At 68.9% G+C, this 26,815-nt stretch carries 24 protein-coding genes; 14 read left to right on the top strand and 10 right to left on the bottom strand.

Features of this window, described 5'->3' with window-relative positions; translation table 11 throughout:
- The first annotated feature begins 142 nt into the window (after nt 1-142).
- From LWW96_RS00515 to LWW96_RS00500, 4 genes are all read left to right on the top strand, one after another.
- Nucleotides 143-2,236 (top strand): GGDEF and EAL domain-containing protein, encoded by a 2,094-nt coding sequence (locus tag LWW96_RS00515; protein WP_291483634.1) that lies wholly within the window; start codon nt 143-145, stop codon nt 2,234-2,236.
- Between the two features lie 36 nt (nt 2,237-2,272).
- A complete protein-coding gene (locus LWW96_RS00510) occupies nt 2,273-3,754 on the top strand; it encodes an AMP nucleosidase (RefSeq protein WP_291483632.1) in 1,482 nt (493 codons plus the stop codon).
- Nucleotides 3,755-3,805: 51 nt separating this feature from the next.
- The gene (locus LWW96_RS00505; protein WP_291483630.1) at nt 3,806-4,942 is read left to right on the top strand and encodes a GGDEF domain-containing protein; all 1,137 of its coding nucleotides are present in this window, start codon (nt 3,806-3,808) and stop codon (nt 4,940-4,942) included.
- Nucleotides 4,943-5,071: 129 nt separating this feature from the next.
- The gene (locus tag LWW96_RS00500) at nt 5,072-6,013 is read left to right on the top strand and encodes an ATP-binding cassette domain-containing protein (RefSeq protein ID WP_291483628.1); all 942 of its coding nucleotides are present in this window, start codon (nt 5,072-5,074) and stop codon (nt 6,011-6,013) included.
- Between the two features lie 105 nt (nt 6,014-6,118).
- Here the strand turns inward: LWW96_RS00500 and purT are convergent, their stop codons facing one another.
- On the bottom strand, nt 6,119-7,321 hold the full coding sequence (gene purT / locus LWW96_RS00495; protein WP_291483626.1) for a formate-dependent phosphoribosylglycinamide formyltransferase: 1,203 nt from the start codon (nt 7,319-7,321) through the stop codon (nt 6,119-6,121).
- 88 nt (nt 7,322-7,409) lie between these two features.
- Here purT and LWW96_RS00490 point away from each other — a divergent pair, with 88 nt between their 5' ends.
- The 5 genes from LWW96_RS00490 (at nt 7,410) to LWW96_RS00470 (ending at nt 13,524) form a co-directional block, all read left to right on the top strand.
- Nucleotides 7,410-9,017 (top strand): sigma 54-interacting transcriptional regulator, encoded by a 1,608-nt coding sequence (locus tag LWW96_RS00490; protein ID WP_291483624.1) that lies wholly within the window; start codon nt 7,410-7,412, stop codon nt 9,015-9,017.
- 266 nt (nt 9,018-9,283) lie between these two features.
- A complete protein-coding gene (locus tag LWW96_RS00485; protein ID WP_291483622.1) occupies nt 9,284-10,189 on the top strand; it encodes a sulfurtransferase in 906 nt (301 codons plus the stop codon).
- Nucleotides 10,190-10,246: 57 nt separating this feature from the next.
- Complete coding sequence (locus tag LWW96_RS00480) at nt 10,247-10,804, top strand: OsmC family protein (protein ID WP_291483620.1); 558 nt, start codon at nt 10,247-10,249, stop codon at nt 10,802-10,804.
- Between the two features lie 50 nt (nt 10,805-10,854).
- On the top strand, nt 10,855-11,994 hold the full coding sequence (locus LWW96_RS00475) for an acyl-CoA dehydrogenase family protein (RefSeq protein WP_291483618.1): 1,140 nt from the start codon (nt 10,855-10,857) through the stop codon (nt 11,992-11,994).
- A 198-nt stretch (nt 11,995-12,192) separates the two neighbouring features.
- Nucleotides 12,193-13,524 (top strand): FAD-dependent oxidoreductase, encoded by a 1,332-nt coding sequence (locus tag LWW96_RS00470; protein WP_291483615.1) that lies wholly within the window; start codon nt 12,193-12,195, stop codon nt 13,522-13,524.
- 488 nt (nt 13,525-14,012) lie between these two features.
- On the opposite strand, the gene cynS is transcribed toward LWW96_RS00470, so the two are convergent.
- The 6 genes from cynS to LWW96_RS00440 all read right to left on the bottom strand — a co-directional run bounded on the left by cynS (nt 14,013) and on the right by LWW96_RS00440 (nt 19,964).
- Nucleotides 14,013-14,456 (bottom strand): cyanase, encoded by a 444-nt coding sequence (gene cynS, locus LWW96_RS00465; RefSeq protein ID WP_291483613.1) that lies wholly within the window; start codon nt 14,454-14,456, stop codon nt 14,013-14,015.
- Between the two features lie 178 nt (nt 14,457-14,634).
- On the bottom strand, nt 14,635-15,504 hold the full coding sequence (locus tag LWW96_RS00460) for an ABC transporter ATP-binding protein (RefSeq protein WP_291483611.1): 870 nt from the start codon (nt 15,502-15,504) through the stop codon (nt 14,635-14,637).
- Nucleotides 15,494-16,363 (bottom strand): nitrate ABC transporter permease, encoded by an 870-nt coding sequence (gene ntrB / locus LWW96_RS00455; RefSeq protein ID WP_291483609.1) that lies wholly within the window; start codon nt 16,361-16,363, stop codon nt 15,494-15,496. Before ntrB ends, LWW96_RS00460 begins: the two co-directional genes overlap by 11 nt.
- Nucleotides 16,364-16,510: 147 nt before the next feature.
- On the bottom strand, nt 16,511-17,917 hold the full coding sequence (locus LWW96_RS00450) for a CmpA/NrtA family ABC transporter substrate-binding protein (protein ID WP_291483607.1): 1,407 nt from the start codon (nt 17,915-17,917) through the stop codon (nt 16,511-16,513).
- A gap of 146 nt (nt 17,918-18,063) precedes the next feature.
- On the bottom strand, nt 18,064-18,759 hold the full coding sequence (locus LWW96_RS00445) for a response regulator transcription factor (protein WP_291483605.1): 696 nt from the start codon (nt 18,757-18,759) through the stop codon (nt 18,064-18,066).
- Entirely contained in the window at nt 18,756-19,964 is a 1,209-nt protein-coding gene (locus tag LWW96_RS00440; RefSeq protein ID WP_291483603.1) for a PAS domain-containing sensor histidine kinase, read from the bottom strand. The genes LWW96_RS00445 and LWW96_RS00440 overlap by 4 nt, the downstream gene beginning before the upstream one ends.
- Nucleotides 19,965-20,050: 86 nt before the next feature.
- Between LWW96_RS00440 and LWW96_RS00435 the strand changes: the two genes are divergently transcribed.
- The 4 genes from LWW96_RS00435 to LWW96_RS22185 are packed head-to-tail and all read left to right on the top strand — an operon-like array spanning nt 20,051 to nt 22,723.
- Complete coding sequence (locus LWW96_RS00435; RefSeq protein ID WP_291483601.1) at nt 20,051-20,896, top strand: ABC transporter permease; 846 nt, start codon at nt 20,051-20,053, stop codon at nt 20,894-20,896.
- Nucleotides 20,893-21,378 carry a hypothetical protein gene (locus LWW96_RS00430; protein ID WP_291483598.1) on the top strand — a complete coding sequence of 162 codons (486 nt, stop codon included), beginning with the start codon at nt 20,893-20,895 and terminating at the stop codon, nt 21,376-21,378. The genes LWW96_RS00435 and LWW96_RS00430 overlap by 4 nt, the downstream gene beginning before the upstream one ends.
- Nucleotides 21,375-22,397: a GAF domain-containing protein gene (locus LWW96_RS00425; protein WP_366117919.1), complete on the top strand. Its 1,023-nt coding sequence runs from the start codon at nt 21,375-21,377 to the stop codon at nt 22,395-22,397. The genes LWW96_RS00430 and LWW96_RS00425 overlap by 4 nt, the downstream gene beginning before the upstream one ends.
- Complete coding sequence (locus LWW96_RS22185) at nt 22,394-22,723, top strand: hypothetical protein (RefSeq protein WP_366117918.1); 330 nt, start codon at nt 22,394-22,396, stop codon at nt 22,721-22,723. Before LWW96_RS00425 ends, LWW96_RS22185 begins: the two co-directional genes overlap by 4 nt.
- Nucleotides 22,724-22,750: 27 nt before the next feature.
- On the opposite strand, the gene LWW96_RS00420 is transcribed toward LWW96_RS22185, so the two are convergent.
- Together LWW96_RS00420 and LWW96_RS00415 are read right to left on the bottom strand one after the other, a co-directional pair.
- Nucleotides 22,751-23,488, bottom strand: a complete 738-nt coding sequence (locus LWW96_RS00420) for a hemerythrin domain-containing protein (RefSeq protein ID WP_291483597.1) — start codon at nt 23,486-23,488, stop codon at nt 22,751-22,753.
- 182 nt (nt 23,489-23,670) lie between these two features.
- Entirely contained in the window at nt 23,671-25,260 is a 1,590-nt protein-coding gene (locus LWW96_RS00415) for a GMC family oxidoreductase N-terminal domain-containing protein (RefSeq protein ID WP_291483595.1), read from the bottom strand.
- A gap of 114 nt (nt 25,261-25,374) precedes the next feature.
- Here LWW96_RS00415 and LWW96_RS00410 point away from each other — a divergent pair, with 114 nt between their 5' ends.
- On the top strand, nt 25,375-26,223 hold the full coding sequence (locus tag LWW96_RS00410; protein WP_291483593.1) for a 3-hydroxybutyryl-CoA dehydrogenase: 849 nt from the start codon (nt 25,375-25,377) through the stop codon (nt 26,221-26,223).
- A gap of 131 nt (nt 26,224-26,354) precedes the next feature.
- Here the strand turns inward: LWW96_RS00410 and LWW96_RS00405 are convergent, their stop codons facing one another.
- The gene (locus LWW96_RS00405; RefSeq protein WP_291483591.1) at nt 26,355-26,795 is read right to left on the bottom strand and encodes a nuclear transport factor 2 family protein; all 441 of its coding nucleotides are present in this window, start codon (nt 26,793-26,795) and stop codon (nt 26,355-26,357) included.
- Nucleotides 26,796-26,815 lie beyond the last annotated feature (20 nt).

The following is a 26,815-nucleotide window of genomic DNA, read 5'->3' as shown; positions in this document are numbered from 1 at the left end:
CCTTGCACCCGCCCGGGCGGCGGTGCACACCGGGCGTTCCACCGCCCGGCGACGGTCTGGTCCAGGGTCCCTGCCCCAGGAAGACTCCCTGGCCTGCCCTGCCGTGGATCGGCTATAACGAGGCCACCCCCCGCGCCACCCCATGCAAGACGCCGTGCCCGCAACCCTCGTCCCCGGATCCCGCGGCTCCAGCGATGCGCTGCTGCGGCTGATTGCGGACTCCGTGCCGGCGCTGATGGCGTACTACGACCTGCCCGGCCTGCACTGCCAGTTCGCCAACCAGGCCTATGCGGCCTACAACGGCCACACCGCCAGCTCCATCCTGGGCCTCACCGTGCGGGAGGCCATTGGCGACAAGGCCTGGGAGGCGATCCAGCCCCATGTGGAGCGCTGCATCCGCCGCGAGCATGTGAAGTACACGCGCGAGCAGACCCTGCCCAACGGCGAGCTGCGCATGATCGAGGTGAATCTCATCCCGCACTTTGCCCCCGGCGGTGGGGAGCAGCTGGGCGCCTTTGTGCTCATCACCGACATCACCGAACGCTGGCGGGCCGAGCGCACGGTGCGCCAGAGCGAAGAGCGCATGCGCAAGTTCACCGAGGCCACGGACGAGGCCATCGTGTTCCACCGCGACGGCCTCATCACCGACGGCAACGAGGCGCTCACCCGCCTGACGGGCTATGCGCTGCAGGAGGTGATCGGCCTGTCGATCTTCAACTTCATCAGCCCCGAATGGCGGGCGGTGGCGCTGGACTACACGCGCAACGGGCGCGAAGACCCCTACGAGGTGACCATCTGCCACAAGGACGGCCACACCATTCCCGTGGAGGTGGTGGGCAAGACCATGCCCCTGCAGCACGCCGACTACCGCATCGTGGTGGTGCGCGACATCACCGCGCGCAAGCAGGCGCAGCAGCGCGAGGCCTTCATTGCGCTGCACGACCCGCTCACGCAGCTGCCCAACCGCCACTTCCTGATGGAGCAGCTCGCGCAGGTGCTGGCCCTGGCCCGCCGGCGCCGCGGCGGCGCAGCCGTCCTGTTCATCAACCTGGACCACTTCAAGACGGTGAACGATTCGCTGGGCCACCACGCGGGGGACCAGCTGCTGTGCGGCGTGGCCGAGCGGCTGCGCCAGGACGTGCGGGATGCCGACGTGGTGGCGCGGCTGGGCGGCGACGAGTTCGTGGTGGTGCTGACCGACGTGCGCAGCCCGGACGACGCCGCCCGCGTGGCCGACCAGCTGCTCGCCTCCCTGCAGCGCGTGTTCACCGTGAACGAACTGCCGCTGACGGTGTCGCCTTCCATCGGCATCGCCCTGTTTCCCGAGCACGCCGACCAGGCCGATGCGCTGCTGCGCTGCGCGGACGCAGCCATGCACCATGCCAAGGAGAGCGGGCGCGGCAACCGGCAGTTCTACGCCCCCCGCATGGACGGCAGCGCCATCGACGTGCTGCAGCACGAGCGGCTGCTGCGCCAGGCCATTGCCGACAACGCCTTCGTGCTGCACTACCAGCCCCAGATGCGGCTGGCGGACGGCGCGCTGCGCGGTTTCGAGGCGCTGGTGCGCTGGCGCCACCCGCAGCGCGGCCTGGTGGGGCCGGACGAATTCATCACCTTCTCGGAGTCGCGCGGGCTCATCACCCCCATTGGCCGCTGGGTGCTGCGCGAGGCCTGCCGCCAGCTCAAGGCCTGGCAGGCCCAGGGGCTGCCCCAGGTGCCGGTGGCCGTCAATCTGTCAGCCCTCGAATTCCGCCAGCGCGACGTGGCCGGCGAGATCGCCGCCGTGCTGAGCGAAACCGGGCTGGCGCCGCACTGCCTGGAGATCGAGCTGACCGAGTCGGTGCTGCTGCACCAGACGGGCGAGGCCCTGGAGCGGCTCAACGCCCTGAAGGCGCTGGGCATCGGCATTGCCATCGACGACTTCGGCACCGGCTATTCGTCGCTCGCCTACCTCAAGCGCTACCCCATCGACAAGCTCAAGATCGATCGCTCCTTCGTGGCGGACACCCCGGGCAGCGCTGACGACGTGGCGATCGTCACGGCCATCATCCAGTTGGCGCGCACGCTGCAGATCCGCACGGTGGCCGAAGGGGTGGAGACGCCGGCCCAGATGGAGCTGCTGGCGCGCCTGGGCTGCGACCTGGTGCAGGGCCACGCCGTCTCGCGCCCGCTGGACGCGGACGGCATCCTGCGCTGGGTGCGTGCTCTGCCGGCGCCCGCGCGCGGCGGGCTCTGACTGCCGGCCCCCGCCGGCTTGTGGACAATAGGGGCCATGCCCCTGATCCCCGACTTCATCGCCCCCACCCGCCACACCGACCCGGCCGATGCCCTGGCCCAGGTGCAGCGCATCTACCAGCAACAGATCGGCCACCTGCGCGACGCCATGCACCGGTTCGTGGCCGGCGAGACGCCCACCAGCCCGGTGCGCGCTTTCTACCCCTTCGTGCGCGTGCACACCACCACCGTGGCCCGCGCCGATTCCAAGCTCGCCTACGGGTTTGTGGAAGGGCCGGGCCGGTACGAAACCACGCTCACGCGGCCCGACCTGTTTGCCAGCTACTACCTGGAGCAGTTCCGCCTGCTGCGCGCCAGCCACAACGTGGAACTGGAGGTGGGCACCAGCACCCACCCCATCCCCATCCATTTCTCCTTTGCGGAGCACGACCACATCGAAGGCACGCTGAGCCCGCAGCGCCGCATGCTGATGCGCGACGTGTTTGACCTGCCCGACCTGGCCGCCATGGACGACGGCATTGCCAACGGCACCTGGCAGGCACGGCCCGGCGATGCGCAGCCGCTGTCGCTGTTCACCGCCCCGCGCGTGGACTACTCGCTGCACCGCCTGCGGCACTACACCGGCACGGCGCCGGAGTGGTTCCAGAACTTCGTGCTGTTCACCAACTACCAGTTCTACATCGACGAATTCGTGCGCCTGGGCCACGCCGAGATGGCGCGCGAGGACAGCGAGTACGTCGCCTTCATCGAGCCAGGCAATGTGGTCACCCGCCGCGCCGGCCTGCCGACAGAGGCCGGCGACGAGCTGGGCGTGGCGCCGCCGCGCCTGCCCCAGATGCCGGCCTACCACCTGGTGCGCAAGGACCACAGCGGCATCAGCATGGTGAACATCGGCGTGGGCCCGTCCAACGCCAAGACCATCACCGACCACATCGCCGTGCTGCGTCCGCACGCCTGGATGATGCTGGGCCACTGCGCGGGCCTGCGCAACAGCCAGCAGCTGGGCGACTACGTGCTGGCCCACGCCTACGTGCGCGAGGACCATGTGCTGGACGAAGAGCTGCCGCTGTGGGTGCCCATCCCGGCACTGGCCGAGATCCAGCTCGCGCTGCAGCAGGCCGTGGCCGACGTGACCCAGGTGCCCGAGGCCGACCTCAAGCGCTTCATGCGCACCGGCACCGTGGCCAGCACCGACAACCGCAATTGGGAGCTGCTGCCCGACAACATGCCCCAGCGCCGCTTCAGCCAGAGCCGCGCCGTGGCGCTGGACATGGAAAGCGCCACCATCGCCGCCAACGGCTTCCGCTTCCGCGTGCCCTACGGCACCCTGCTGTGCGTGAGCGACAAGCCCCTGCATGGCGAGATCAAGCTGCCCGGCATGGCCAACCACTTCTACCGCGAGCGCGTGGACCAGCACCTGCGCATCGGCATGCGGGCCATCGAGATCCTGCGCAAGGGCGGCGTGGAGCGGCTGCACAGCCGCAAGCTGCGCAGCTTTGCCGAAGTGGCGTTCCAGTAACGCAGCGGCCCTGCCTGCCCCCCAAGGCCTCGCCGCCCTGCCCCTGCGACCATGCCCCTGGACTTCTTCACGCTGATGGCCGTCATGGCCGCGAACCTGTTCATGATCTCGGCCGCGCTGCCGCTGATCATGGGCCGGGACGTGAGCCGCGCCGCCCGCAACGTGCAGGCCAGCCTGCTGCTGCAGGCGGTGGGCTGGTCGGCGATCATCGCGTCCTCCTCACTGTGGGACCAGGCGCTGTCGACCGTCGCAATGGTCTGCCAGGCCACCGCGCAATGGGCCCTGTACCGCGCGCTGGAGGAGTGGCTGGGCCCGCGGCCGCTGCGGCGCACGCTGCTGGTGCTGGTGGTCGCGATGCCGCTGGGCTACACGCTGGGGTTCGACCACTACGCCTGGCGCGTGGGCTGGGCCAACGGGCTGCTGGCCGCCATCCTGTGCACCGTGGCCCGCGCCACGCTGTACCCGGCCACCCCGTCGGAGGGCCGCTGGCGCACGCTGCTGCTGGGGTGCCTGCTCACCTCCGCCTTTTTCACCCTGGCGCGGGGGCTGCTGGGGGCCTTTACCGACCAATACCCCAGCTTTCGCACGCCGCACCCCGTCAACCTGGCGGCGGCCGTGGTCACCAACGTGAGCCTGGTGCTGGGCACCGTGGCCGTGCTGGTGGCCTGGCGCGCGGAAGCCGAGCAGAAGCTGCGCGCGCTGGCCATGACCGATGGCCTCACCGGCCTGCTCAACCGCCGCGGCTTTGACGCCCAGGGCGAAACCCTGCTGTCGCACGCCTGGCGCCACCGCCTGCCGGTGACGGCCCTGATGCTGGACCTGGACCACTTCAAGCAGATCAACGACACCCACGGCCACGAGATGGGCGACCGGGCCCTGCAGCTGTTTGCGCGGCTGCTCACCGACACCTGCCGCACCGGCGACCTCATCGCGCGCCTGGGGGGCGAGGAGTTCGGCGTGCTGCTGATGCACAACGCCACGCCCGTGGGCAGCGCCCTGGACAAGCGCCTGCGCCAGCGCCTGCAGGACGCCAGTGCCGCCGAGCTGGGCTTCGTGCTGGACTACAGCGCCGGCATGGCGCAGCTGCGGCCCGGCGAGTCGTCGCTGGCCGCGCTGATGGGCCGGGCCGACGAGGCGCTGTACAACGCCAAGACCGAAGGGCGGGGCCGCCTGGTGGCCGCGCCTTGACGTGCAGCGGCGGCGATATGCTATGCATTGCATAGCGTCTTGCGCAGACTGGCTGCCGCTTCTGGCCGAATTGATCATCCAATAGCGGGCCAGGCCTGCGGGGCACCCCGCTTCGCACACAATCGGCCCATGACCGCACTCTTCGAAGCCCTGAACCTGCGCAAGCGCTATGGCGAGACCACCGTGGTGGACGATGTGTCGTTTGCCATCGCCCCGGGCGAATGCCTGGGCGTCATCGGCCCCAACGGCGCGGGCAAGACCACCACCATCCGCATGTGCCTGGGGCTGGCCGCACCGGATGGCGGGACCGTGCGCTTCACCCCCCAGCCAGGCGCCGCGCCCTTGCACATGCCGCGCGACGCACTGGCCATCAAGGCGCAGCTGGGCGTGGTCACGCAGTTCGACACCCTGGACCCGGACTTCACCTGCGCCGAAAACCTGCGCGTGTTCGGCCGCTATTTCGGCCTCAAGGGCGCGGTGATGGACGAGCGCGTCGCGCCGTTGCTGGAGTTCGCGGCCCTCACCCACAAGGCCGACGCCAAGCCCGGCGAACTGTCCGGCGGCATGAAGCGGCGCCTGTCGCTGGCCCGCGCCCTGGTCAACAACCCGCGCCTCTTGCTGCTGGACGAGCCCACCACGGGCCTGGACCCGCAGGCCCGCCACCTGATGTGGGAGCGGCTGCAGCTGCTGCTGCAGCAGGGCAAGTCCATCCTGCTGACCACGCACTTCATGGACGAGGCCGAGCGCCTGTGCTCTCGCCTGCTGGTGCTGGACCATGGCAGGAAGATCGCCGAGGGCCGCCCGCGCGAGCTGATTGCCCAGCACCTGGAGCCCGACGTGGTGGAGGTCTTTGGCACGGGGGCAGTGGCGCTGGCGCAGGACGCCGCCGTGCGCACGCTGGCCGCCCGCGTGGAGGTCAGCGGCGAGACGGTGTTCTTCTACACCCACGGTGCGCAGCCGCTGCTGCAGGCGCTGGGGCAGCACGCCCATCTGCGCACGCTGCACCGGCCGGCCAACCTGGAGGACCTGTTCCTCAAGCTCACGGGGCGGCAGATCCGCGAGGATGGTTGAGGCTTCATCGGGTGACGCTGCGCTAACCCGACCTACCAAAAACAATAGCTGCCCGCGCTTGCTGGATAAGCGCTAGCGGCCGATTTGGCTTCAGATTTCTGAGCCTCACACCCGGCGTGGCCTGACCTTGCTGGCCGCCAGCTTGGCGTTGCTGCGCGCCGCCTCCACATCGGCCGCGCGCGCCAGCGCCACGCCCATGCGGCGCTTCACAAAGCTCTCGGGCTTGCCGAACAGGCGCAGGTCGGTGCCGGGCACCTGCAGGGCTTCGTCCACACCGTCGAACACGATGCCCTGGGCTTCCACGCCACCATAGATGACGGCACTGGCGCCCGGGTTGCGCAGGCTGGTGTCCACCGGCAGGCCCAGAATGGCGCGGGCATGCAGCTCGAACTCGCTCTGGTGCTGGGTGCACAGCGTGACCAGGCCGGTGTCGTGCGGGCGCGGGCTGACTTCGCTGAACCACACGTCCTGCCCCTTCACGAACAGCTCCACGCCGAACAATCCCTGGCCTCCCAGGTTGTCCGTGACGGCCTGGGCAATCTGGCGGGCTTTCTGCAGCGCGGCCGGGTGCATGGGGTGGGGCTGCCAGCTTTCCACGTAGTCGCCACTCACCTGCACATGGCCGATGGGGTCGCAGAAGCTGGTGATGACCTGCCCGTCCGCGCCCACCGACCGCACGGTGAGCTGGGTGATTTCGTAGTCGAAGTCGATGAAGCCCTCGGCGATCACGCGCCCGTGGCTCACACGGCCGCCGGCCATGGCGTAGTCCCAAGCCTTTTTGACGTCAGCCGGGCCGTCGATCTTGCTCTGGCCCTTGCCGGAGCTGCTCATCACGGGCTTGACGATGCAGGGGTAGCCGATCCCTCCATCGATGGCCGCCTGCAGTTCCTCCAGGGAGTTGCAAAACTTGTACGGGCTAGTGGGCAGCCCCAGCGTCTCGGCGGCCAGCACGCGGATGCCTTCGCGGTCCATGGTCAGGCGCGCGGCGCGGGCGGTGGGGATCACGCGCACGGTGCCGGCGGCCTCCAGCTCCTCCAGCATGGGCGTGGCGATGGCTTCGATCTCGGGCACCACCAGGTGCGGGCGCTCGGCCTCGATCAGCGCCTTGAGCTGCGCCGGGTCGCTCATGGTGATGGTGCGGGCGTGGTGCGCCACCTGCTGGCCGGGGGCGTGGTCGTAGCGGTCCACGGCGATGGTTTCCACGCCCAGGCGCTGCAGCGCCATCAGCACTTCCTTGCCCAGCTCGCCCGAGCCCAGGAGCATGACTTTGGTGGCGTGGGGGGACAGGGGGGTTCCAAGGGTGGTCATGGCGTGCTTTCGGGGTGATGAAAAGAGAGAGGAATCGAACGCCCGCGAATGTAAACCAGCCGGGCGCAGAACTTGCAACACCGCTGCCATGACCGCCCTGCCGCCCCCGCCCGCCCCGCACAGCCCCGCTGCCGACTGGCACCGGCAGGAGCTGCTGCTGATGCGCGAGGTGATGCGCCTCATCGGCCGCAGCCTGGCGCCGGGCCTGGTGCTGCGCGAGATGCTGCACCTGATGAGCGAGCTGCTCGGCCTGAACCGCGGCCGCGTGGTGCTGGTGGATGGCGAGCCCGCCTCCGCGGGGGCACCGCGCACGGCGTCCATCCAGCACGCCTACGGCCTCACGCAGGCCGAGGTGGCGCGCGGGCGCTATGCGTGGGGCGAGGGCATCACCGGCCGCGTGCTGGCCACGGGGCAGCCGGTGATCGTGCAGGACATCGACGCCGAGCCGCTCTTTCTGGCGCGCGCCGTGCAGCGCCGCGACCTGCCGCCCGAGACGGTGGCCTTTCTGGCGCTGCCCATCGAGGTCAACAACGTGCCCATCGGCGTGCTGGCCTGCCACCGCATCCGCAGCCGCCAGCGCCACCTGAACGACGACCTGGCCGTGCTGCGCGTGCTGGCCACGCTGGTGGGGCAGCTGCTGCAGCTCGAAGCCCTGGTGGCCGACCAGACGCGCCAACTGGAGGCGCGCAACGCGGTGCTGGCCAATGCGCTCAACACCAAAAGCGCGCGTTACGGGCTGATCGGCAGCTCGCCGCCGCTGCTGCAGGCGCTGGGCGAGCTGGAGCGCGTGTCGCAAACGCAGGCCACCGTGCTGCTGCTGGGCCAGTCCGGCACGGGCAAGGAGCTGTTTGCGCGCGCCGTGCACCTGGCCAGCGGGCGGCGCGACCGGCCCTTCATCAAGGTCAACTGCTCGGCCATTCCGGAGACGCTGTTCGAATCGGAACTCTTCGGCCACGAAAAAGGCGCCTTCACCGGCGCCAGCGCAGCGCGGCCCGGCTGGTTCGAGCAGGCCGACACGGGCACCATCTTTCTGGACGAGATCGGCGAGCTGCCCCTGGCCCTGCAGTCCAAGCTGCTGCGCACGCTGCAAGAGGGCACGCTGGTGCGCCTGGGCGGGCAGCGCGAGGTGAAGGTGAACGTGCGCCTGGTGGCCGCCACCCACCGCGACCTGGCCGCCGACGTGGAGACCGGCCGCTTCCGCCAGGACCTGTACTACCGCCTGAACGTCATTCCCATCCGCCTGCCCTCGCTGGCCGAGCGGCGCGAGGACATCCGCGCACTGGCCCTGCACTTTGTGAGCCGGGCCAACCAGGCGCACCAGCGCAACGTGAACCTGGCGCCCGACGCCCTGGCGCGGCTGGAGCAACACCCCTGGCCCGGCAACATCCGCGAGCTGGGCAATGTGATTGAGCGGCTGGTGCTGCTGGCCCACGGCACGCTGGTCACGGCCGAGGCGCTGGAGCGCTTTCTGCCGACGGCCACAGCGCCGGCGCCTGCGCCACCACCGCCTTCCGCGCCCGGGGAGAGGCCCGCCGCCCCGCTGGTGCGCGACTACCAGCCCGCCCAATCGCACAGCATTCAGGCGCTAGAGGCCGCCCTGGCCGAACACCAGGGCAACCAGACGCGCGCGGCCCAGGCCATGGGCCTCACCTTGCGCCAGTTCAGCTACCGGCTGCGCAAGGCGGGCCTGCGCTGAGGGCGATTCGACTCCCGTCCACCCCCACCTGGCACTGTGTCAACAATTTGTCGACACAGTGTTCAGCCCCCCCGCAGCGCCACGCCACCCGCAGGCCGGGATGGGCCGGCAGAACATCAAAATTGATAGCTGCCAGCGCTTAGCAGACAAGCGCCAGAGGCCGATTTTCTTCAAAAGTTGAACGCCCAGCAGGCTCTGGCACACCTGTTGCGATAAGGGAGGCAGGCACACCCGCCTGGCCCCTCCACCGCAGCGAAAGGTCTTCCATGAGCACCCCCACCGCTTCCGCCACCGACACCGTTCTCATCACGCCCACCCAGCTGCAGGCCCTGCAAGCCGCAGAGCCCGTGGTGCTGATCGACACCCGCGACGCCGACACCTATGCGCAGGGCCACATCCCCGGCGCCGTGAACCTGCGCGAGACCTTCACCTACCTCGCCACCTCCACGCCCGAAGGGCTGCAGGAGCTCAAAGACACCTTTGCCGCGCACCTGGGCGCCATCGGCCTTTCGGGCGCCGAGACCGCCGTGTTTTATGAAGACGCACTCAACAGCGGCTACGGCCAGTCGTGCCGGGGCTACTACCTGCTGACCTGGCTGGGCTACCCCAAGGTCAAGGTCTTGAACGGCGGCTACTCGGCCTGGAAGGCCGCAGGCCTGCCCGTCTCCACCGACGCCGTGGTGCCCGCCCCCGCCATCTTCCCCACCGACCTGGCGCCGGCCGACGTGATGCTGACCCAGGCCGACGTGAAGGCCGCGCTGGGCACCGGCACCGTGCTGCTGGACGTGCGCGACGTGGACGAGTGGATCGGCGAAAGCTCCAGCCCCTACGGCCGGGACTTCGCGCCGCGCAAGGGCCGCCTGCCCGGCGCCAAGTGGGTGGAGTGGTACCGCTTCATGAAGCCGTCGGCCCAGGGCCCGGTGTTCAAGTCGCCCGACGAGGTGCGCGCCGAATGCGCCACCGCAGGCATCAGCCCGGCCGACACGGTGTACCTGTACTGCTTCAAGGGCGCGCGCGCGTCCAACACCTTCCTGGCGCTCAAGCAGGCGGGCTTTACCGACGTGCGCATGTACTTCGGCTCGTGGAACGAATGGTCGCGCGACCCGAGCCTGCCGATCGAGACCGGGCTGCCCACCGTGGCCAACGCCCCGCAGCTGGCGCTGGCCGCCTGAGCACCGTTTTCTGAATCCCTCTTTCTTTCTCTCTCTTTTTCAAACCCTGGAGTCCCCATGACCACCGACACCCTCGAACCCGTCACCACCGTCAAGACCTACCTGCGCCCCATCGACGGCAAGGGCCTGGCTGAATTTGCCGCCGCCGGCAAGGCCAACCCCAACCGCCTGGGCACGAACAAGGTCCACACGGTGATGGAGGGGCAGTACCGCTCGCTGAGCTATGTGGGCGAGAAGCACTGCGTGGTGGTGGACGAGCCGCTGCACCTGTTCGGCCAGGACACGGCGCCCGCCCCGGGCGAGATCGTGCTGTCGGGCCTGGGCGGCTGCATCGCCGTGGGCGTGACGGCGGTGGCCACCTGGAAGGGCGTGAAGCTGAGCAAGCTCGAAGTCTTTCTGGAAGGCGACATCCGCAACATCGCCGCCTGGGGCGCCGGCGGCGCGCTGGACACGACGCCGCCGGCCATGGGCTTCCAGGCGATCCGCGTGAAGGTGCTGGTGGAAGGCGACGCGCCGCGCGACGTGCTGGACGAGATCGTGAAGCAGGCGAACTACTACTCGCCGGTGGCCAACACGATGCGCAACCCGATCCCGTTCGAGATTTCCTTGGCCTGAACGGGCTCAGCCTTCCCTCTCACCTCACCCCATCCCCCAGGAGCCCTGCCATGAACCCCGCCGACATGCCCGCCGACGTTTCCGCCGCCGCCCAGACCGAGGACCTGCTCGCCGCCGTGCGGGCCATTGCGCAGGGGCCGCTGGCCGCGCGCGCCCAGGCCATCGACGAAGGGGCCTACCCCATCGACCTGATGCGCGAGCTGGCGCAAATGGGAGCGATGAGCGCCCACATCGACCAGCCGGGCCGGCCGGGCAACTACGTCACGGCCATCCTGGCCATGGCCGAGGTGGGCAAGGTCTGCGGGGCGTCGTCGTTCCTGATGTGGCAGCAGGCGGTGTCGGCGCTGTACCTGTACGGCTCCGAGAACCCGGCCATGAACGGCGAGCGCCTGCAGCGCCACCTGGCCGGCGAGATCATGGGCGCCACCGGCATGTCCAACCCCATGAAGGGCTTCGCCGGCATCGAGAAGATCCTGCTCAACGCGACGCCCGTGGAGGGCGGCTACCTCATCAACGGCACCCTGCCCTGGGTGAGCAACCTGGCGCCCGATCACAGCCTGGGCACGGTGGCCACGGTGAACGGCAAGGGCCCGGGCAGCGAGATCATGTTCATGCTGCCGTGCAGCGCGCCGGGCGTGACGCTCAAGCACTGCCCCAAGTTCTCGGGCATGGAAGGCACGGCCACCTTCGCGGTGCAATGCAAGGACGTGTTCATCGGCCCCAACGAACTGTTGGCCGACCCCTGCCTGCCCTACATCAAGCGCATCCGCGGCGCCTTCCTGCTGCTGCAGTGCGGCATCGCGGCCGGCATCATCCAGGGCGCCATCGACAGCATGTGGAAGGTGGAAGACCAGCTGGGCCACGTGAACCAGTTCCTGGACGACCGGCCCGACCAGCTGCAGGCCGAGCTGGATGACCTGGTGGGCACCGTGGCCCAGCTGTGCGAGACGCCGTACGACCCGTCGGACGCGTTCTACCTGGACGTGGTCAACGCCCGCCTGGCCGGCGGCGAGCTGTGCCTGCGCGCGGCCAACGCGGCCCTCATGCACCAGGGCGCACGCGGCTACCTGATGTGCTCGGACGTGCAGCGCCGCGTGCGCGAGGCGCAATTCGTCGCCATCGTCACCCCGGCCATCAAGCACCTGCGCAAGCAGGCGGCCGACCTGTGCGCCGAGACGCTGCCGGCCTAAGAGGCTGAGGGTCCCTCGTTCATGCCCGCTCACCACCCCACAACGCACCCGCTCAGCGTTGCAAATGCGCGCCATAGCACGGGCTATGGCTGTGCTTTGCGCCTTGATCGGGCACGCCGTGGCGCGTTGCTCGGGCACGCCCGAAGAACCCTCAGCCTCTGAAATTTTTCACCACCCCCGCCCGCCTGTGAGTCGCCCATGAGCCTGCCCGTCACCCCGCCCACCGAGGCCCCGTTCCTCCAATACATCTGCAACGCCTGCGGCTGGATCTATGACGAGGCCAAGGGCGACCCGGACAGCGGGCTGGCGCCGGGCACGCGGTTTGCGGACATCCCGGACGACTGGGCCTGCCCGCTGTGCCAGGTGACCAAGGCCGATTTCTCGCCCTACACGCCGCCTTCGCGCCCGGCGGGCGGCTGTGCCCCGCGCACGGCCACGGCAGCGCCCCGCGCGGGCGGCAGGGCGGCGCCCGGCGTGGTCATCGTCGGTGGCGGCCGCGCCGGCTGGGCCATGGCCGAGGCGCTGCGCGGCCTCGACGAAGCGCTGCCGATCACCCTGGTGAGCGCCTGCGCGGCCGACGTGTACGACAAGCCGCTGCTGTCGGTGGCGCTGGCCAAGCGCCTGGCCGTGAGCAGCCTGGTGCGCGAGACCGGCGCGCAGGCCGCCGCGCGGCTGGGCGTGCGCTTGATGGCGCAGACCCAGGCCACACTGGTGAACCCGCGCGCGATGACGCTGACCACCACGCGCGGCACGCTGCCGTTTGCTGAACTGGTGCTGGCGCACGGCGCGCAGGTGGCGCTGCCGCCCACGCTGCCGGCCGAGCTGTGCTGGCGCATCAACCACCTGGACGCCTACCTGCGCCTGCGCCAAAGCCTGGGCCTGCCCGACACGGGCGCGTTGCCGGATGCGTCAGGCGGTCTACAGCCGCGTGGCGTGGCGCCGCACGTGGCCATCGTCGGCGCGGGCCTGATCGGCAGCGAGTTGGCCAACGACCTGGCGCTGGCGGGCTGCCGCGTCACGCTGATCGACCCCCTGCCCGAGCCGCTGGCGCGCTGGAGCGCGCAGGCCGCCGGCCGCACCGCGCTGGACGCGTGGAAAGACCTGCCGATCCGCTTCATCGGCGGCACGGGTGTGGAGGCCATGGAGCGCACCGAGGGCGGCGGCAAGCGCCTGGCGCTGGGCAACGGTGAGGCACTGCTGGCCGACCAGGTGATCGCCGCCACCGGCCTGGTCACGCCCAACCGCCTGGCCACCAGCGCGGGCCTGGCCTGGGCCCACGGCATCGCGGTGGACGGCACCACCCTGGCCACCAGCCACCCGCGCATCCACGCGCTGGGCGACTGCATCACCATCGCCGGCCAGGCCAGCCGCTACATCGAACCCATAGCCCGCCAGGCCGCCACCATTGCCGCCAAGCTGGTGGCACGGCGCCAGGGCGCGGCGCTCGATGCCTGCCCCGTGCCCTACCAAGTGCGCCCGACCACGGTGCGGGTGAAGACCTCGTCCTGCCCGATGACGCTGGCCGGGTAATTGCGCCGCCCGGCGCGGGCCGGAAGCCGCATCTACCGGGGTGTTCTCGACCCAACCTCGGGACGCCCCGTGCTCATCCCCGGGCCCGCACCGCCGTGCACCGCAGCGCTATGGAGTCGGCATCCCACCACTTGAATCCGTTCTTGCGGGTCGAAGCGCCGCGCGAGGCTTCAACAGGCTCCGCCCGAACGGCGGGTTCAAGCACCAAGGTCCCGACTCAAGACCCAATCATCTCGGCCGCAGGGCCATTGAAATGAAGCGCCGCGGCGGCGCACACACGCCCGGCGATGCGATGGTCTGGCTGCGGCAGCGGCGCAGGGGAACTTCGACGCGAACCCGTGGAAGGGCCTGCCCAACGCCGCCGAACTGCATCCGGGCCATGGCAACAGGACCCTTCGGTCCAGGCACACCGGGGTCCCGCTCCGGAGGCCCCCCGGTTCGCCCCCCCGCGCAGCAGGGAGACGCCGCGCCAGCGGCGCGGGGGGATTTCAATACTGCTTGTACGGCAGGAACTTGCCCGACAGCACCACGTTCACGCGGTCGCCGTTGGGGTTGGCCTCGCGCTTTATGTCCATGCTGAAGTCGATGGCGCTCATGATGCCGTCGCCAAACTCTTCGTGAATCAGCTCCTTGATGGTGGTGCCGTACACGCTCACCACCTCGTACCAGCGGTAGATCAGCGGGTCGGTGGGCACGGGCGTGGGCAGCGAGCCCTTGTAGGGCACCACTTGCAGCCACTTCTGCTCCTCCGCCGTGAGGCCAAAAATCTTGCCCACGATCTTGGCCTGCTCGGGTGTGGCGGTCATCTGGCCCAGGCACAGGGCCGTGGTCCACTCCTTGGACTGGCCGACCTTCTTGGCAATGGCGTCCCATTGCAGGCCCTTGGCGACCTTGGTGCTGATGATCTTTTCGGTAACGTCGTTGCGGTTCATGGGGATGGCTCCTTGAAAAAGACGGGGTTAAAAGGAAGATGGAAGACGTATTTCGGTCGTGCTTTGCAAGCAATTGCGGAAACTGGCGCGGCCCAGGCCAGGGCCGCCGTGCAAGGGCCGCCCCGCCGCACGGGCGGCGTCCCCCTGGAGGGGGAAGGCGCGAAGCGACTCAGGGGTGTTATGCCTTTGCCCGGGTCACCAAGAAGTCCACGATGTGGTTGCGCAGCGCGTAGTAGCCGTCCAGGTGGTGCAGGCTGGTGCGCGTGCGTTCGCGCGGCAGCGGGTTCACCACCACCTCGGCGACGCCGCCCGGGCGGTAGCCCTCGGGGGTCTCGTTGCCGTTGCTCATCAGCAGGATGCGGTCGGCCAGCAAGATGGCTTCGTCCACGTCGTGGGTGATCATGAACACCGTCTGCTGCGTCTGGCGCACGATGGCCATCAGCTCGTCCTGGATGGTGCCGCGGGTGAGTGCATCCAGCGCACCGAAGGGCTCGTCCAGCAGCAGCATCTTGGGCTGTATGGAAAAGGCGCGCGCAATGCCCACGCGCTGCTTCATGCCGCCCGACAGCTGGGAGGGCTTCTTGTCGATGGCCGGGCTCAGGCCCACCAGGGCCACGAACTTCTCCACATGCGCATCGACCTGCGCGGTCTTCCACTCGGGCCAGCGCGACTTCACGGCAAACGCGATGTTCTGGCGCACCGTGAGCCAGGGCATCAGCGCATGGCTCTGGAACACCACGCCCCGGTCCAGGCTGGGGCCGGCCACCTCGCGCCCGTCCATGATGACGGTGCCGGACGTGGCCGTGTCCAGCCCCGCCAGCACGTTGAGGATGGTGGTCTTGCCGCAGCCCGAGTGGCCGATGATGCAGACGAACTCGCCCTTGTCGAGCGTGAACGACACGTCGGCAAACACGGGCTTGGCCGGTACGTAGGCCTTGGCGAGGCGGTCGATCTGGAGGAATCCGGAGGTCACGTGGGCGGCCTTTCTGGGCGGGGAATCGTCGGCTTCGGGCGCGGCGGCGGCACGGTGGGTCACATCACTCCACATAGGTCACCGCCTTTTGCAGCTGGCCGAAGGCCAGGTCCAGCAACATGCCCACCACGCCGATCACCAGGATGGCGAAGATCACGTTGGTGAGCGACAGGTTGTTCCACTCGTTCCACACGAAGTAGCCGATGCCCGTACCGCCCACCAGCATCTCGGCCGCCACGATGACCAGCCACGCAATGCCCATGCTGATGCGCATGCCCGTGAGGATGGTGGGCGCCGCAGCGGGCAGGATCACCTGGAAGGCCTTGCGCAGCGGGTGCACCTCCAGCGTGGCCGACACGTTGAGCCATTCGCGCTTGACGGACGCCACGCCAAAGGCCGTGTTCACCAGCATGGGCCACACCGAGCAGATGAAGATCACGAAGATGCCGGAGATCGACGAGTCCTTGATGGTGTAGAGCGCCAGCGGCATCCATGCCAGCGGGCTGATGGGCTTGAGCACCTGGATGAACGGGTCGAACGCGCGGCGCAGCAGCGGCGACATGCCGATGATGAAACCCAGCGGGATGGCTACCAGGCAAGCCAGGCCAAAGCCCAGCGCCACCCGGCCCAGCGAGTGCGCGAGCTGGATGGCAATGCCCTTGTCGTTGGGCCCGTTGTCATAAAACGGATTGGACAGGTGGGCCCACACCGTGCTGCCCATGTCTGCCAGCGAGGGGAAGCCGCTGCCCTTGGCACTGGCGCCCGGGTCCTTGCCCATCATCTTGGCGTACTCGATCTGCTCGGCCGTCATGCCCGCCGCGCCGCCACCGCCGGCGGAAGACGATGTGGCCACGTACCAGATGCCCAGCAACGTGAGGAAGATCAGCACGGACAGCAGGCCCGCGCGCAGGTTGAGGCTATTGGCAGAATTCATCCTAGTTCTCCTGTAGCGTCGCAAAGCGCGAGGAAGGTCGAAACGGGCACGACGCAGGCCAGTGCATCCGTGGAACTGGCTTTGCCAGGCCACCGGGTGCGTCCCCCTCAGGGGGAAGGCGCCGAAGGCGACTCAGGGGGTGCTCCATCAAGCTGCCTTGCGGATGGGGAAGCTCTTGGCGTACTCGGCCGCCTTGGCGGCATCGAACTCCTTGCCCATGATCTTGAACTTGGGGTACGCGCCGTCGGGCACCTTCTGGTCCAGGGCCTTCATCTGCTTTTTCGCGTCGGTGAGGAGAAACACCTTCTCGGCGATCTGCTGGTAATCCACGTCGCCCTTGATGTAGCCCCAGCGCTGCATCTGCGTGAGCATCCACACGGCCATGCTCTGCCACGGCATGGGGTCGAAGTCGGCGCGGTCAGGCACGTTCTGCACCTTGCCCAGGCCGTCGGCAAACTTGCCCGTCAGCACCTGGGCGATCACCGCCTCGGGCTGGTTCAGGTAGGCCTGCGGCGCGATCACCTTGGCGATCAGTTCACGGTTCTTGGGGTCGCGCGCCATGGCGGCCGAGGTGAGCACGGCGCGGTACAGCGCGGCAAAGGTGTTGGGGTTCTTCTGGATGAACTCGGTGCTGGTGCCGAACGCGCAGCAGGGGTGGCCGTTCCACAGGTCCTTGGTCAGCAGGTGGATGAAGCCCACTTCTTCGTACACCGCACGCTGGTTGAACGGGTCGGGGCCCAGGAAGCCGTCGATGTTGCCCGCGCGCAGGTTGGCCACCATTTCCGCCGGGGGCACCACGCGCAGCTGCACGTCGGTGTCGGGGTTTAGGCCCGCCTCGGCCAGGTAGTAGCGCAGCAGGAAGTTGTGCATGCTGTACTCGAACGGGATCGCGAACTTGAAGCCCTTCCAGTGCTTGGGGTCGCGGTTGTCCTTGTGCTTCAAGGCCAGCGTGATGGCCTGGCCGTTCACGTTCTGGATGGTGGCCACGTTCATGGGCGTGGCGTTCGAGCCCAGGCCCATGGAGATCGCCAGCGGCATGGGCGAGAGGAAGTGCGTGGCGTCGTACTCCTTGTTGATCATCTTGTCGCGGATCAGCGCCCAGCCCGCCGTCTTGGTGACCTCCACGTTCAGGCCCTGCTTGCTGTAGAAGCCCAGCGGATGGGCCATGATCAGTGGCGTGGCGCAGGTGATGGGGATGAAGCCGATCTTGAGGTTGGTCTTCTCCAGCGCGCCCTGCTTCTCCTGCGCCATGGCCTGCAGGCTGGCCACGGGCAGTACGCTGGCGATGGCGGCCATGGCCGTGCCCTTGCCCACAGCGCGCAGGAAGCGGCGGCGCACCGCGTCCTGCGGAAAGAGGGCCTTGACCAGGGTGGCTTCGATGAACTCGTTGCTGTAGGCCTCGAACTCAGAGGTCATGCTGCGCTGGCGCAAGGTGGCGGCCGCTGCATCGGCCACGGTTTCGGCATGGTGGTCGGCCAGCGTGTGGTCGCGGCCACAGCTGCATTTCAGCATCAGCGGGCGGTCGGCATCGTAGGGCGAGAAGAATTCGGACATGGCACACCTCGGAGAAGTTGGTGCCGGGCATTACGCAAAGCGCGGGCCAGTTGCAGCCCTGGCCGCCCCGCTGTCATGAATTCGTGGGTGTGGCGTCTACAGCGTGTAGGGCCAGCACTACAAATCGGTCGGGCAACGCACCGAATTCAATCTGCTGGTGTGCCACGCGCCAGCAGCGCCAGTTCCACGTCGTTGCGGGCACCGGTTTTCTCGAGGATGCGCGCACGGTAGGTGCTCACCGTGTTCGGGGCCAGCTTGAGCTGCGCACCAATTTCGCTCACGCTGTGCCCCGCGGTGAGCAGGCGGAACACCTGGTGCTCGCGGTGCGACAGTGCCTCGATGCCCGGCGGCTGGCCGCGCGGCGCGATCCGCACCACGCCAGTGCGCTGCACCGCGCCGGCCAGGGCCGACGCCGTGGCCTCGGTCAGGTACCGGCCTCCTGCAGCCACCTTGCGCACGGCGGCCACCATGTCATCGGGGTCGGCGCTTTTGTGCAGATAGCCCGCCGCACCCATCTGGATGCAGCGCACGGCGTACTGCCGCTCGGGGTAGGTGCTGAGCATGAGCACGGGCAGCCCGGGCCACGCCCGGCGCAGCGCCTGCAGCACTTCGAGGCCATCCATCCCTGGCATCGCGATGTCCAGCAGCACCACGTCCAGCTGCAGCGCGCCCCCGGCGCCCAGCAGCCGCTCCACCTGCGCCAGCACCTCGGCACCCTCGGTGGCCTCGGCTGCCACCACGATCTCGGGCGCCCCGTTGGCCGGGTCGGCCAGCACCTGCTTGAGCCCCTCGCGCACGATGCGGTGGTCGTCCCCAATCAACACGCGAACGGTGGCATTCATGCAAGCTCCAGAGGAATCAGCAATTGCAGGATCGACCCCTCGCCCGGCGCGCTGGTGATGCTGAGCCGCCCGCCCAGTTGCCGCGCCCGCTCGCGCATGCCCATCACACCATAGGCGGTGGGTGCCTCCAGCGCCTGGCGGGTGGCACCCACGCCGTTGTCCTGCACGCGCAGCTGCAGCACCTCGCCCTGCACTTCGATGGCCACATCCAGCGCGCTGGCCCGTGCGTGGCGGCCCACGTTGCTCAGCATCTCCTGGAAGATGCGGAACACGGCCATGGCCGCCGGCTCGGGCAGGTGCAAGGTGTCCGGCACGTCCATGCGCCAGGCCAGGCGCAGCTCGGCCGACTGCGCAAACTCCTGGGCCTGCCACTCCAGCGCGGCCCACAGGCCCTGGTGGTCCAGGATGCTGGGGCGCAGGTCGGTGATGATGCGGCCCACGTTGTCCACGGCGGTCTCGATCAGGCGGCTCATGTTCTGACACTTGCAGCGCATCTGGGTGCGCATGTCGCCCGCGGCCTCGGGCGTGCGCGCGCCCTGCTCGCCCAGGCGCTTGTGCAGCCAGTTCACATCCATCTTCAGCGCCACCAGCAGGCTGCCCAGCTCGTCGTGCACCTCGCGGGCAATGCGCGTGCGCTCTTCCTCGCGCACCTGCTCCGAATAGGCCGACAGCTCGCGCAGCTGGGCCAGCGCCTGCGACAGTTCCTGCGTGCGGGCGGCCACGCGCCGCTCCAGCCCGTCGTTGGCACGGGCCAGTTCATCGTGGGCGCGCTGCAACTCGTCGGCCGCGCGCTTGCGGCTGGTGATGTCCACGAAAGCGATCACCGCGCCGTGCACCTGCCCGTCCTCCAGCAGCGGATGGCTGGAGTACTCCACCGCAAACGCCGAGCCGTCACGCCGCCAGAAGACTTCGGAGTCCACCCGGCAGGGCAGCCCGCGCCGGAACGCGTTGAAGATCGGGCAGTCGCTGTCGGGGTACGGGCTGCCGTCGGGGTGCGAGTGGTGGGTGAGCGCATGCATGTTGCGCCCCAGGGCGTCCTCGGGCGCAATGCCCAGCATCTGCGCTCCGGCGCGGTTGAGGAACACGCAGTTGCCCGCCAGGTCGATGCCGAACACCCCCTCGCCGGTGGAATCCAGCAGCAGGTCCAGCCGGTCGCGCCAGAGGGCCGCCGCCGCAGCGGGGAGTTCAAGGACATGGGCAGCCATGTCTGGCGGGCTAGCAATGGCCGTGCCCGCCAGGGCAGGGTCGCCACCGGGCGGCACGCGGCGGCCTGACACAGCACAATAGCCCCATGCACGCCACCGCTTCTTCCGCCTCTCCCGCTGCGGCCTCGCCGCCGCCTGCGCCGTCGGTTTGGCGCGCCCCTGCGCTCTCCGCACGGTGGTGGCCGGTGTTCTTGCGCAATTTCCTGGTCTGGCGCAAGCTGGCCCTTCCCAGCCTGGTGGGCAACATCGCCGAACCGCTAATGTGGCTGGTGGCCTTTGGCTACGGCATGGGGGCGCTGGTGGGGCAGGTGCAGGTCGGCGGCCAGGGCGTGCCCTACATCCTGTTTCTGGCCAGCGGCTCGATCTGCATGAGCGCCATGAATGCGGCCAGCTTCGAGGCGCTGTACTCGGCCTGCTCGCGCATGCACGTGCAAAAGACCTGGGACGGCATCATGAACGCGCCCGTCAGCCTGGACGACGTGGTGCTGGCCGAGATGCTGTGGGCCGCCTTCAAGGCCCTCTTCACCGTCACCGCCATCCTGGGCGTGATGCTGGCCCTGGGTATCAGCCACAGCCCCCGGCTGCTGATGGCCTGGCCGGTGCTGCTGTTCGTGGGCATCATGTTCTCCAGCATTGCGCTCATCTTCAATGCGCTGGCCAAAGGCTACGACTTTTTCACCTACTTCTTCACGCTGGTGCTCACGCCCATGATGTTCCTCTCGGGCGTTTTCTTCCCGCGCGAGCAGCTGCCACCCGTGGTGCGCGTCATTTCTGACTGGCTGCCACTGACCAACGCGGTGGAGCTGGTGCGCCCGCTGTTCATGGACCGCTGGCCCGAGCACGCCTTGCGCCACGGGCTGGTGCTGGTCGTGACTACGGTCGTGGCCTTTTGGGTGGCACTGGCTTTGACCCGCAAGCGTTTCAAGGCATGACCGTGTTGCTCGGCCCGGCCCACATTGCCATGGTGGCCAAGGGCGTGTCGGCCATCGTGGCCTCGCGCAATGCGGCCCTGCGGCCCAGCCTGATGCGGGCCGTGGGCAGCCGCATCAGCGCCGACGGCCGCGAGGTCACCGTGTACCTGCGGCGCAGCCAGTCCGGACAGCTTCTCAGCGACATCGCCCAGACCGGCGAGATCGCCGTGGTCTTCAGCGTGCCCTCCACGCACCAGACGCTGCAGCTCAAGGCCCGACAGGCCACGCAGCGCCCGGCCACGCAAGAGGACCTGCCGGTGCTGCAGGCCTACCTGCGCTCCATGGAAGAGGAAGTGGGCCGTGTCGGCTACGGCGCGCGCTACGTGGCCGCCATGCTGGCCGCGCCGCTGCACGATGTGGTGGCGGTGCACTTCCAGCCCGAGGCCGCATTCGACCAGACGCCGGGGCCGCGCGCAGGCGCCGCGCTGCCCCCACAGCCATGAATACCGCCCTCTCGCTGCACGCGATCCGGCCCTGCCTGGAAGGCGCCATCCCCGCCATCGCGGCCACTTGCGACCCCGACGGTACGCCCAATGTGGCCTACATCTCGCAGGTGGTCTACGTGGACGAGGCGCACGTGGCGCTGTCGTTCCAGTTCTTCAACAAGACGCGGCAGAACATCCTGCGCAATCCGCACGCTGCCGTGCTGGTGCTGGACCCGGTCACGGCCCGGTTCTACCGCCTGCACCTGCGGTACGAACGCACCGAGGACAGCGGCCCGGTGTTCGAGAACATGCGCGCCCAGCTGGCAGGCATCGCCTCGCATGCCGGCATGGCCGAGGTGTTTGAACTCAAGGGGGCCGACATCTACGCCGTGGAGCGCATCGAGGCCGTGGCGGGCGACAGCCTGCCCCCGCCGCCACCGCGCACGGGGCTGCTGCACGCGCTGCGGGCCTGCAGCGAGCACATGGCCCGCAGCGCCAGCCTGGACGACCTGCTGCAGGGCACGCTGGCCGGGCTGCAGCGGCACCTGGGCATAGCCCATGCGATGGTGCTGCTGCTCGACGCCGGCACCGAGCAGCTGTACACCGTGGCCAGCTGTGGCTATGCCACCTCGGGCGTGGGCTCGGAGATCCGCCTGGGCCAGGGCGTGATCGGCGTGGCCGCGCGCGAACGCACGCCGGTGCGCATCAGCCACATGACCCATGCGGCCCTGTACAGCCACGCCATCCGCGAGAGCCTGGACGCGCACGCCGCGCCCGGCGCGCTCCCGCTGCGCGGCCTGGACATTCCCTACCCCGGATTGCCCGAACCCCACAGCCAGCTCGCGGTGCCGCTGCTGTCCGCAGGCCGGCTGCTGGGCGTGCTGTTTGCCGAAAGCCCGGTGGACCTGCGCTTTGGCTTCGAGGACGAAGACCTGCTGGTGGCGCTGGCAGGCCAGCTGGCGGCCGCCATCGAGCTGCTGCAGGCGGCACCGGAGGCCCCGAGCCACCGCCGGCCACGGCCGCCGCAGCACCCGTGAGCGGCGCGGCCCTGCGGGTGCGCCACTTCGCAGCCAACGACAGCGTGTTCATCAACGACGACTACCTGATCAAGGGCGTGGCGGGCGCCATCTTCTGGAAACTGCTGCGCGACCACCAGCAGACAGGCCGCGTGGATTTCACCAACCGCGAACTGCGCCTGGACGCGGCCCTGCGGCTGCCCGAGGTGGCCGACAACCTGGAGGCGCGGCTGTTGCTGCTGCAGCGCCGCCTGCAGGAGAACAGCCCGCACCTCCGTATCGAAAAGACGGGGCGCGGCCGCTTTCGGCTGTGCCTGCTGCGCCCCGTGGTGCTCGAAGACGCGTGATGCCCGCGCGCCGCGGGGCTGCAAGGGTCAGTGGACCAGGCCAGGTACCACGGGCAGGCCCAGGCTGCGCGTGAGCTTGGTCCACTCGGACTGCGTGAGGTGGGGCTGCACTTGCGCCAGAACGGCCGCGAGCACGGGGGCGGGCGCGTGCCGCTGCATTTCCGAGAGCATGGCCGTGCGTTCGGCGGGCGACATGAAAGGCACCATCCAGCGCGCCACCAGCATCATCTCCTGCGGGGGGATGGTGGCCACCAGCGCGTCGTGGATGCCGGCCAGCTCCGCGTCGGTGTAGCACTGCCAGAGCACGCGGTTGTGGGCCGTCTCTTCTTCGTGCATGTGCTCGAAGTTGTGCGCCACGAACAGCGCCAGCTGGCGGTACAGCGCCTGGGTGGCGGCAGGGCGCGCGGGCTTGGCACCCGCGATCAGATGGTTCACACCCTCTGCCAGCGCAGCGATGGCCTGCTCGTGCTCCACATGTTCCCCCGCGACGGCTTGGCTGGAGCCGGGCTGGCGGGCCTCCATGGCGGCATGGACGAAGTTGTTTTCGTGCCGCAGGTGCGCGCGGCACAGGTCCAGCAGTTGCATGACGCGGTCGCAGGTCTGCGCAAATTCCAGGTCATCGTCGGTGTCCATGCGCCCCAGGCCCAGCAGGGTGTCGGCCATGAAGGCGCGCAGCGCCTTGTGGATGCTGGCGTACATGTCCATGCGGGGAGCGGCGGGCTGGGCCGCTGCCAGGGCGGCAATTTCGCGGGCGTCGATTTTCATGAGGGTCTTTCTTTCCTGTCTCAGCGCCGCTTTTTTTTGAGGCGCCGGGCCGGGTGCACCGTGCACCCGTTTCCATGCAGAGAAGTCTAGAAATTCGGCCCGTCTTTGCCTGTTAAAAACTCCTTAAACAGACCCTTTGAAAACCTTAAAAATCGCGTTCTGCGCGCCAAATGTGAAATCGTTCACGCGGCAGCGCGCAGCAGGTCCACGGCCTTCTCGGCAATCATCACCGTGGGCGCGTTGGTGTTGCCGCTCACGATGCGCGGCATGACGGAGGCGTCCACCACGCGCAGGCCCGCCAGGCCGTGCACGCGCAGCTCGGCATCCACCACATCCATGGCCCCCTGGCCCATGCGGCAGGTGCCCACGGGGTGGTAGATGGTGTCGGCGTGCTGGCGGATGAACTGCTCGATTTCGGCCTCGGTGCGTGCGGCGGCCGAGGCGGGAAGCTCCTTGGCCCCCAAGCGCGCCAGCGCGGGCTGGGACAGGATGGCGCGCGTACGCTGGAAACCGCGCACCAGCCTCCGCAGGTCGTCCGGGTCACCGAAGAAATTGGGATCCACCAGCGGCAGCGCCATCGGGTCCGCGCTGGCCAGCGACACCGAGCCGCGGCTCTTCGGCTGCAGCAGGCACACGTGCGCCGAGTACCCGTGTCCGAACACCGTCTTGCGGCCATGGTCCACCAGCTTGCCCACCACGAAGTGCAGCTGCAGGTCGGGCGCGGGCTCGGCCGGGTGGCTCTTGATGAAGCCGCCGGCCTCGGCAAAGTTGGTGGTCAGGATGCCCGTGCGGTGCCGGCGCCATTCGCGGATGCCGCGCAGCGCGTTCACCATGCCCGTGAGCGACAGGCCGAACAGGTCGCGGTGGTTGGGGGCGTCCAGCACCTGCACTACGTCGGGGTGGTCGTGCAGGTGCGCGCCCACCCCCGGCAGGTCGTGCAGCACGGGGATGCCGTGGCGCTGCAGCGCCGCGCCCGGGCCCACGCCCGAGAGCATCAGCAGTTGCGGCGAGAGCAGCGCACCTGCGCTCAGCAGCACCTCGCGCGTGGCGCGCACCTGCTGCAGCGTGCCGCCCTGGCGGTATTCCACGCCCACGGCACGCAGGCCCTCGAGAAGGATGCGCGTGGCGCGGGCGCCGGTGATGACCTGCAGGTTCGGCCGCGCCAGGTGCGGCGTGAGGTAGGCCTTGGCGGTGCTGTGGCGCTCGCCATTCTTGTGGGTGACCTGGTACAGGCCCACGCCTTCCTGGGTGGCGCCGTTGAAGTCGGTGTTGTGCACCTCGCCAGCCTGCACGCCCGCTTCGGTGAACAGGTGGCTGAAGCGATGCGGACTGCGCAGGTCGGCCACATTGAAGGGCCCGCCCTGGCCGTGCCAGGCGTCGGCACCGCGCTCGTTGTGCTCGGCCTTGAGGAAGTACGGCTTTACGTCCTCCCAGCCCCAGCCAGGGTTGCCCTGCGCGGCCCAGTGGTCGTAGTCGGCATGCTGGCCGCGGACATAGACCATGGCGTTGATGGAGCTGGAGCCCCCCAGCACCTTGCCGCGCGGCTGGTAGCCCTGGCGGCCGCCGAGCCCGGGTTGCGGTGTGGTGTTCTGCCCCCAGCCGTTGAGCTCGAACTTGGCCATCACGGCCAGCCCCGCAGGGCAGTGGATGAGCACGCTGCTGTCGGCCGGCCCGGCCTCCAGCAGGCATACGCGCACGGCGGGGTCCTCGCTCAGGCGGCCGGCCAGCACGCAGCCCGCGGAGCCGCCGCCAATGATGATGTAGTCGAACATGCTGTGGTGTCTCCTGCCCCGCTGTACGCGGGAGCTGACCCACAATAACCGAACGACCGTGCGATTCGGCTTACCATCCACGCCATCCGTTTCACTTTGAAGAGGGCTCTCTATATGACGATTCAGACCGTAGGCATCATCGGCGCAGGCACCATGGGCAACGGCATTGCGCAGGCCTGCGCGGTGTCGGGCATCAACGTGGTGATGGTCGACATCTCGGATGCTGCAGTGCAAAAGGGCCTGGCCACGGTGGCCGGCAGCCTGGACCGCCTGATCAAGAAGGAAAAGATCACCGAGGCCGACAAGGCCGCCGCGCTGGCCCGCATCAAGACCTCCACCAGCTACGACGACCTGAAGGCCGCGCAGCTCGTGATCGAGGCGGCCACCGAGAACTACGAGCTCAAGCTCAAGATCCTGAAGCAGGTGGATGGGCTGGTGGCGCCTGAGGTGATCATTGCGTCGAACACCTCGTCCATCTCCATCACCAAGCTGGCCGCCGCGACCAGCCGCGCCGACCGCTTCATCGGCATGCACTTCTTCAACCCCGTGCCCATGATGGCGCTGGTGGAGATCATCCGCGGCCTGCAGACCAGCGACGCGACGCACGACGCCGTGAAGGCCCTGGCCGAGGCGCTGGGCAAGAGCCCTATCACCGTGAAGAACGCGCCCGGCTTTGTGGTCAACCGCATCCTGGTGCCGATGATCAACGAGGCCTTCTTCGTGCTGGCCGAGGGCCTGGCCACCCCCGAGGACATCGACGCAGGCATGAAGCTGGGCTGCAACCAGCCCATCGGCCCGCTGGCCCTGGCCGACATGATCGGCCTGGATGTGTGCCTGGCGGTGATGGACGTGTACCTGACCGAGTTTGGCGACAGCAAGTACCGGCCCTGCCCGCTGCTCAAGGAAATGGTGGCCGCAGGCCGCCTGGGCCGCAAGACTGGACGCGGCGTCTACAGCTACTGAGCTTCAGCCGGGGGCACAAGCCCCCGGGCGCGGCGCGCGGGGGCGAGGCCTCGCGCGCTCACGCAGTCTCCCGCAAGGCGGCGCGCAGGATCTTCCCCACGGGCCACTTGGGGCGCTGGTGGCGCACAGCTTCAGGCCTTGGCTTTGAAGGACGGCAGCTTGTCGCCCAGGCGCGCGCCCATCTCGGCCCCCAGGGCCTGCAGGCCGCTCAGGGGGCGCACCATGACTTCGAACTCGGTGATCTGGCCTTGCTCGTTGAAGCGCACCAGGTCGATGCCCTTGAGCTGCTTGTCGCCCACGCGGGCGCTGAACTCCAGCACGATGTTCAGGCCGTCGTCCGTGGCCAGCTGGCGGTGGTAGGTGAAGTCTTCAAAGACCTGGATGACGGTGGACAAGGCCAGTTGCAGCGCGGGCGCCGAGGCATACGGTGTGTTGGCCATGGGCGAGCGGAACACCGCGTCGGGGTGCACGATGGAGGGCAGGTTCGACAGATCGCGGCTGGCCACCATGTGGTGCCAGGTCTTGAGCGAACGGGCGACGGCGGGGTGGATGGTCTTCGGGGCTTCGGTCATGGCATGTCTCCTGCGTTTTG

It is taken from the genome of Acidovorax sp. (assembly GCF_021287135.1).
Taxonomy (GTDB): domain Bacteria; phylum Pseudomonadota; class Gammaproteobacteria; order Burkholderiales; family Burkholderiaceae_C; genus Acidovorax.
The sequence above is the reverse complement of the archived record's forward strand: the minus strand, read 5'-3'. Positions and strand labels throughout refer to the sequence as shown.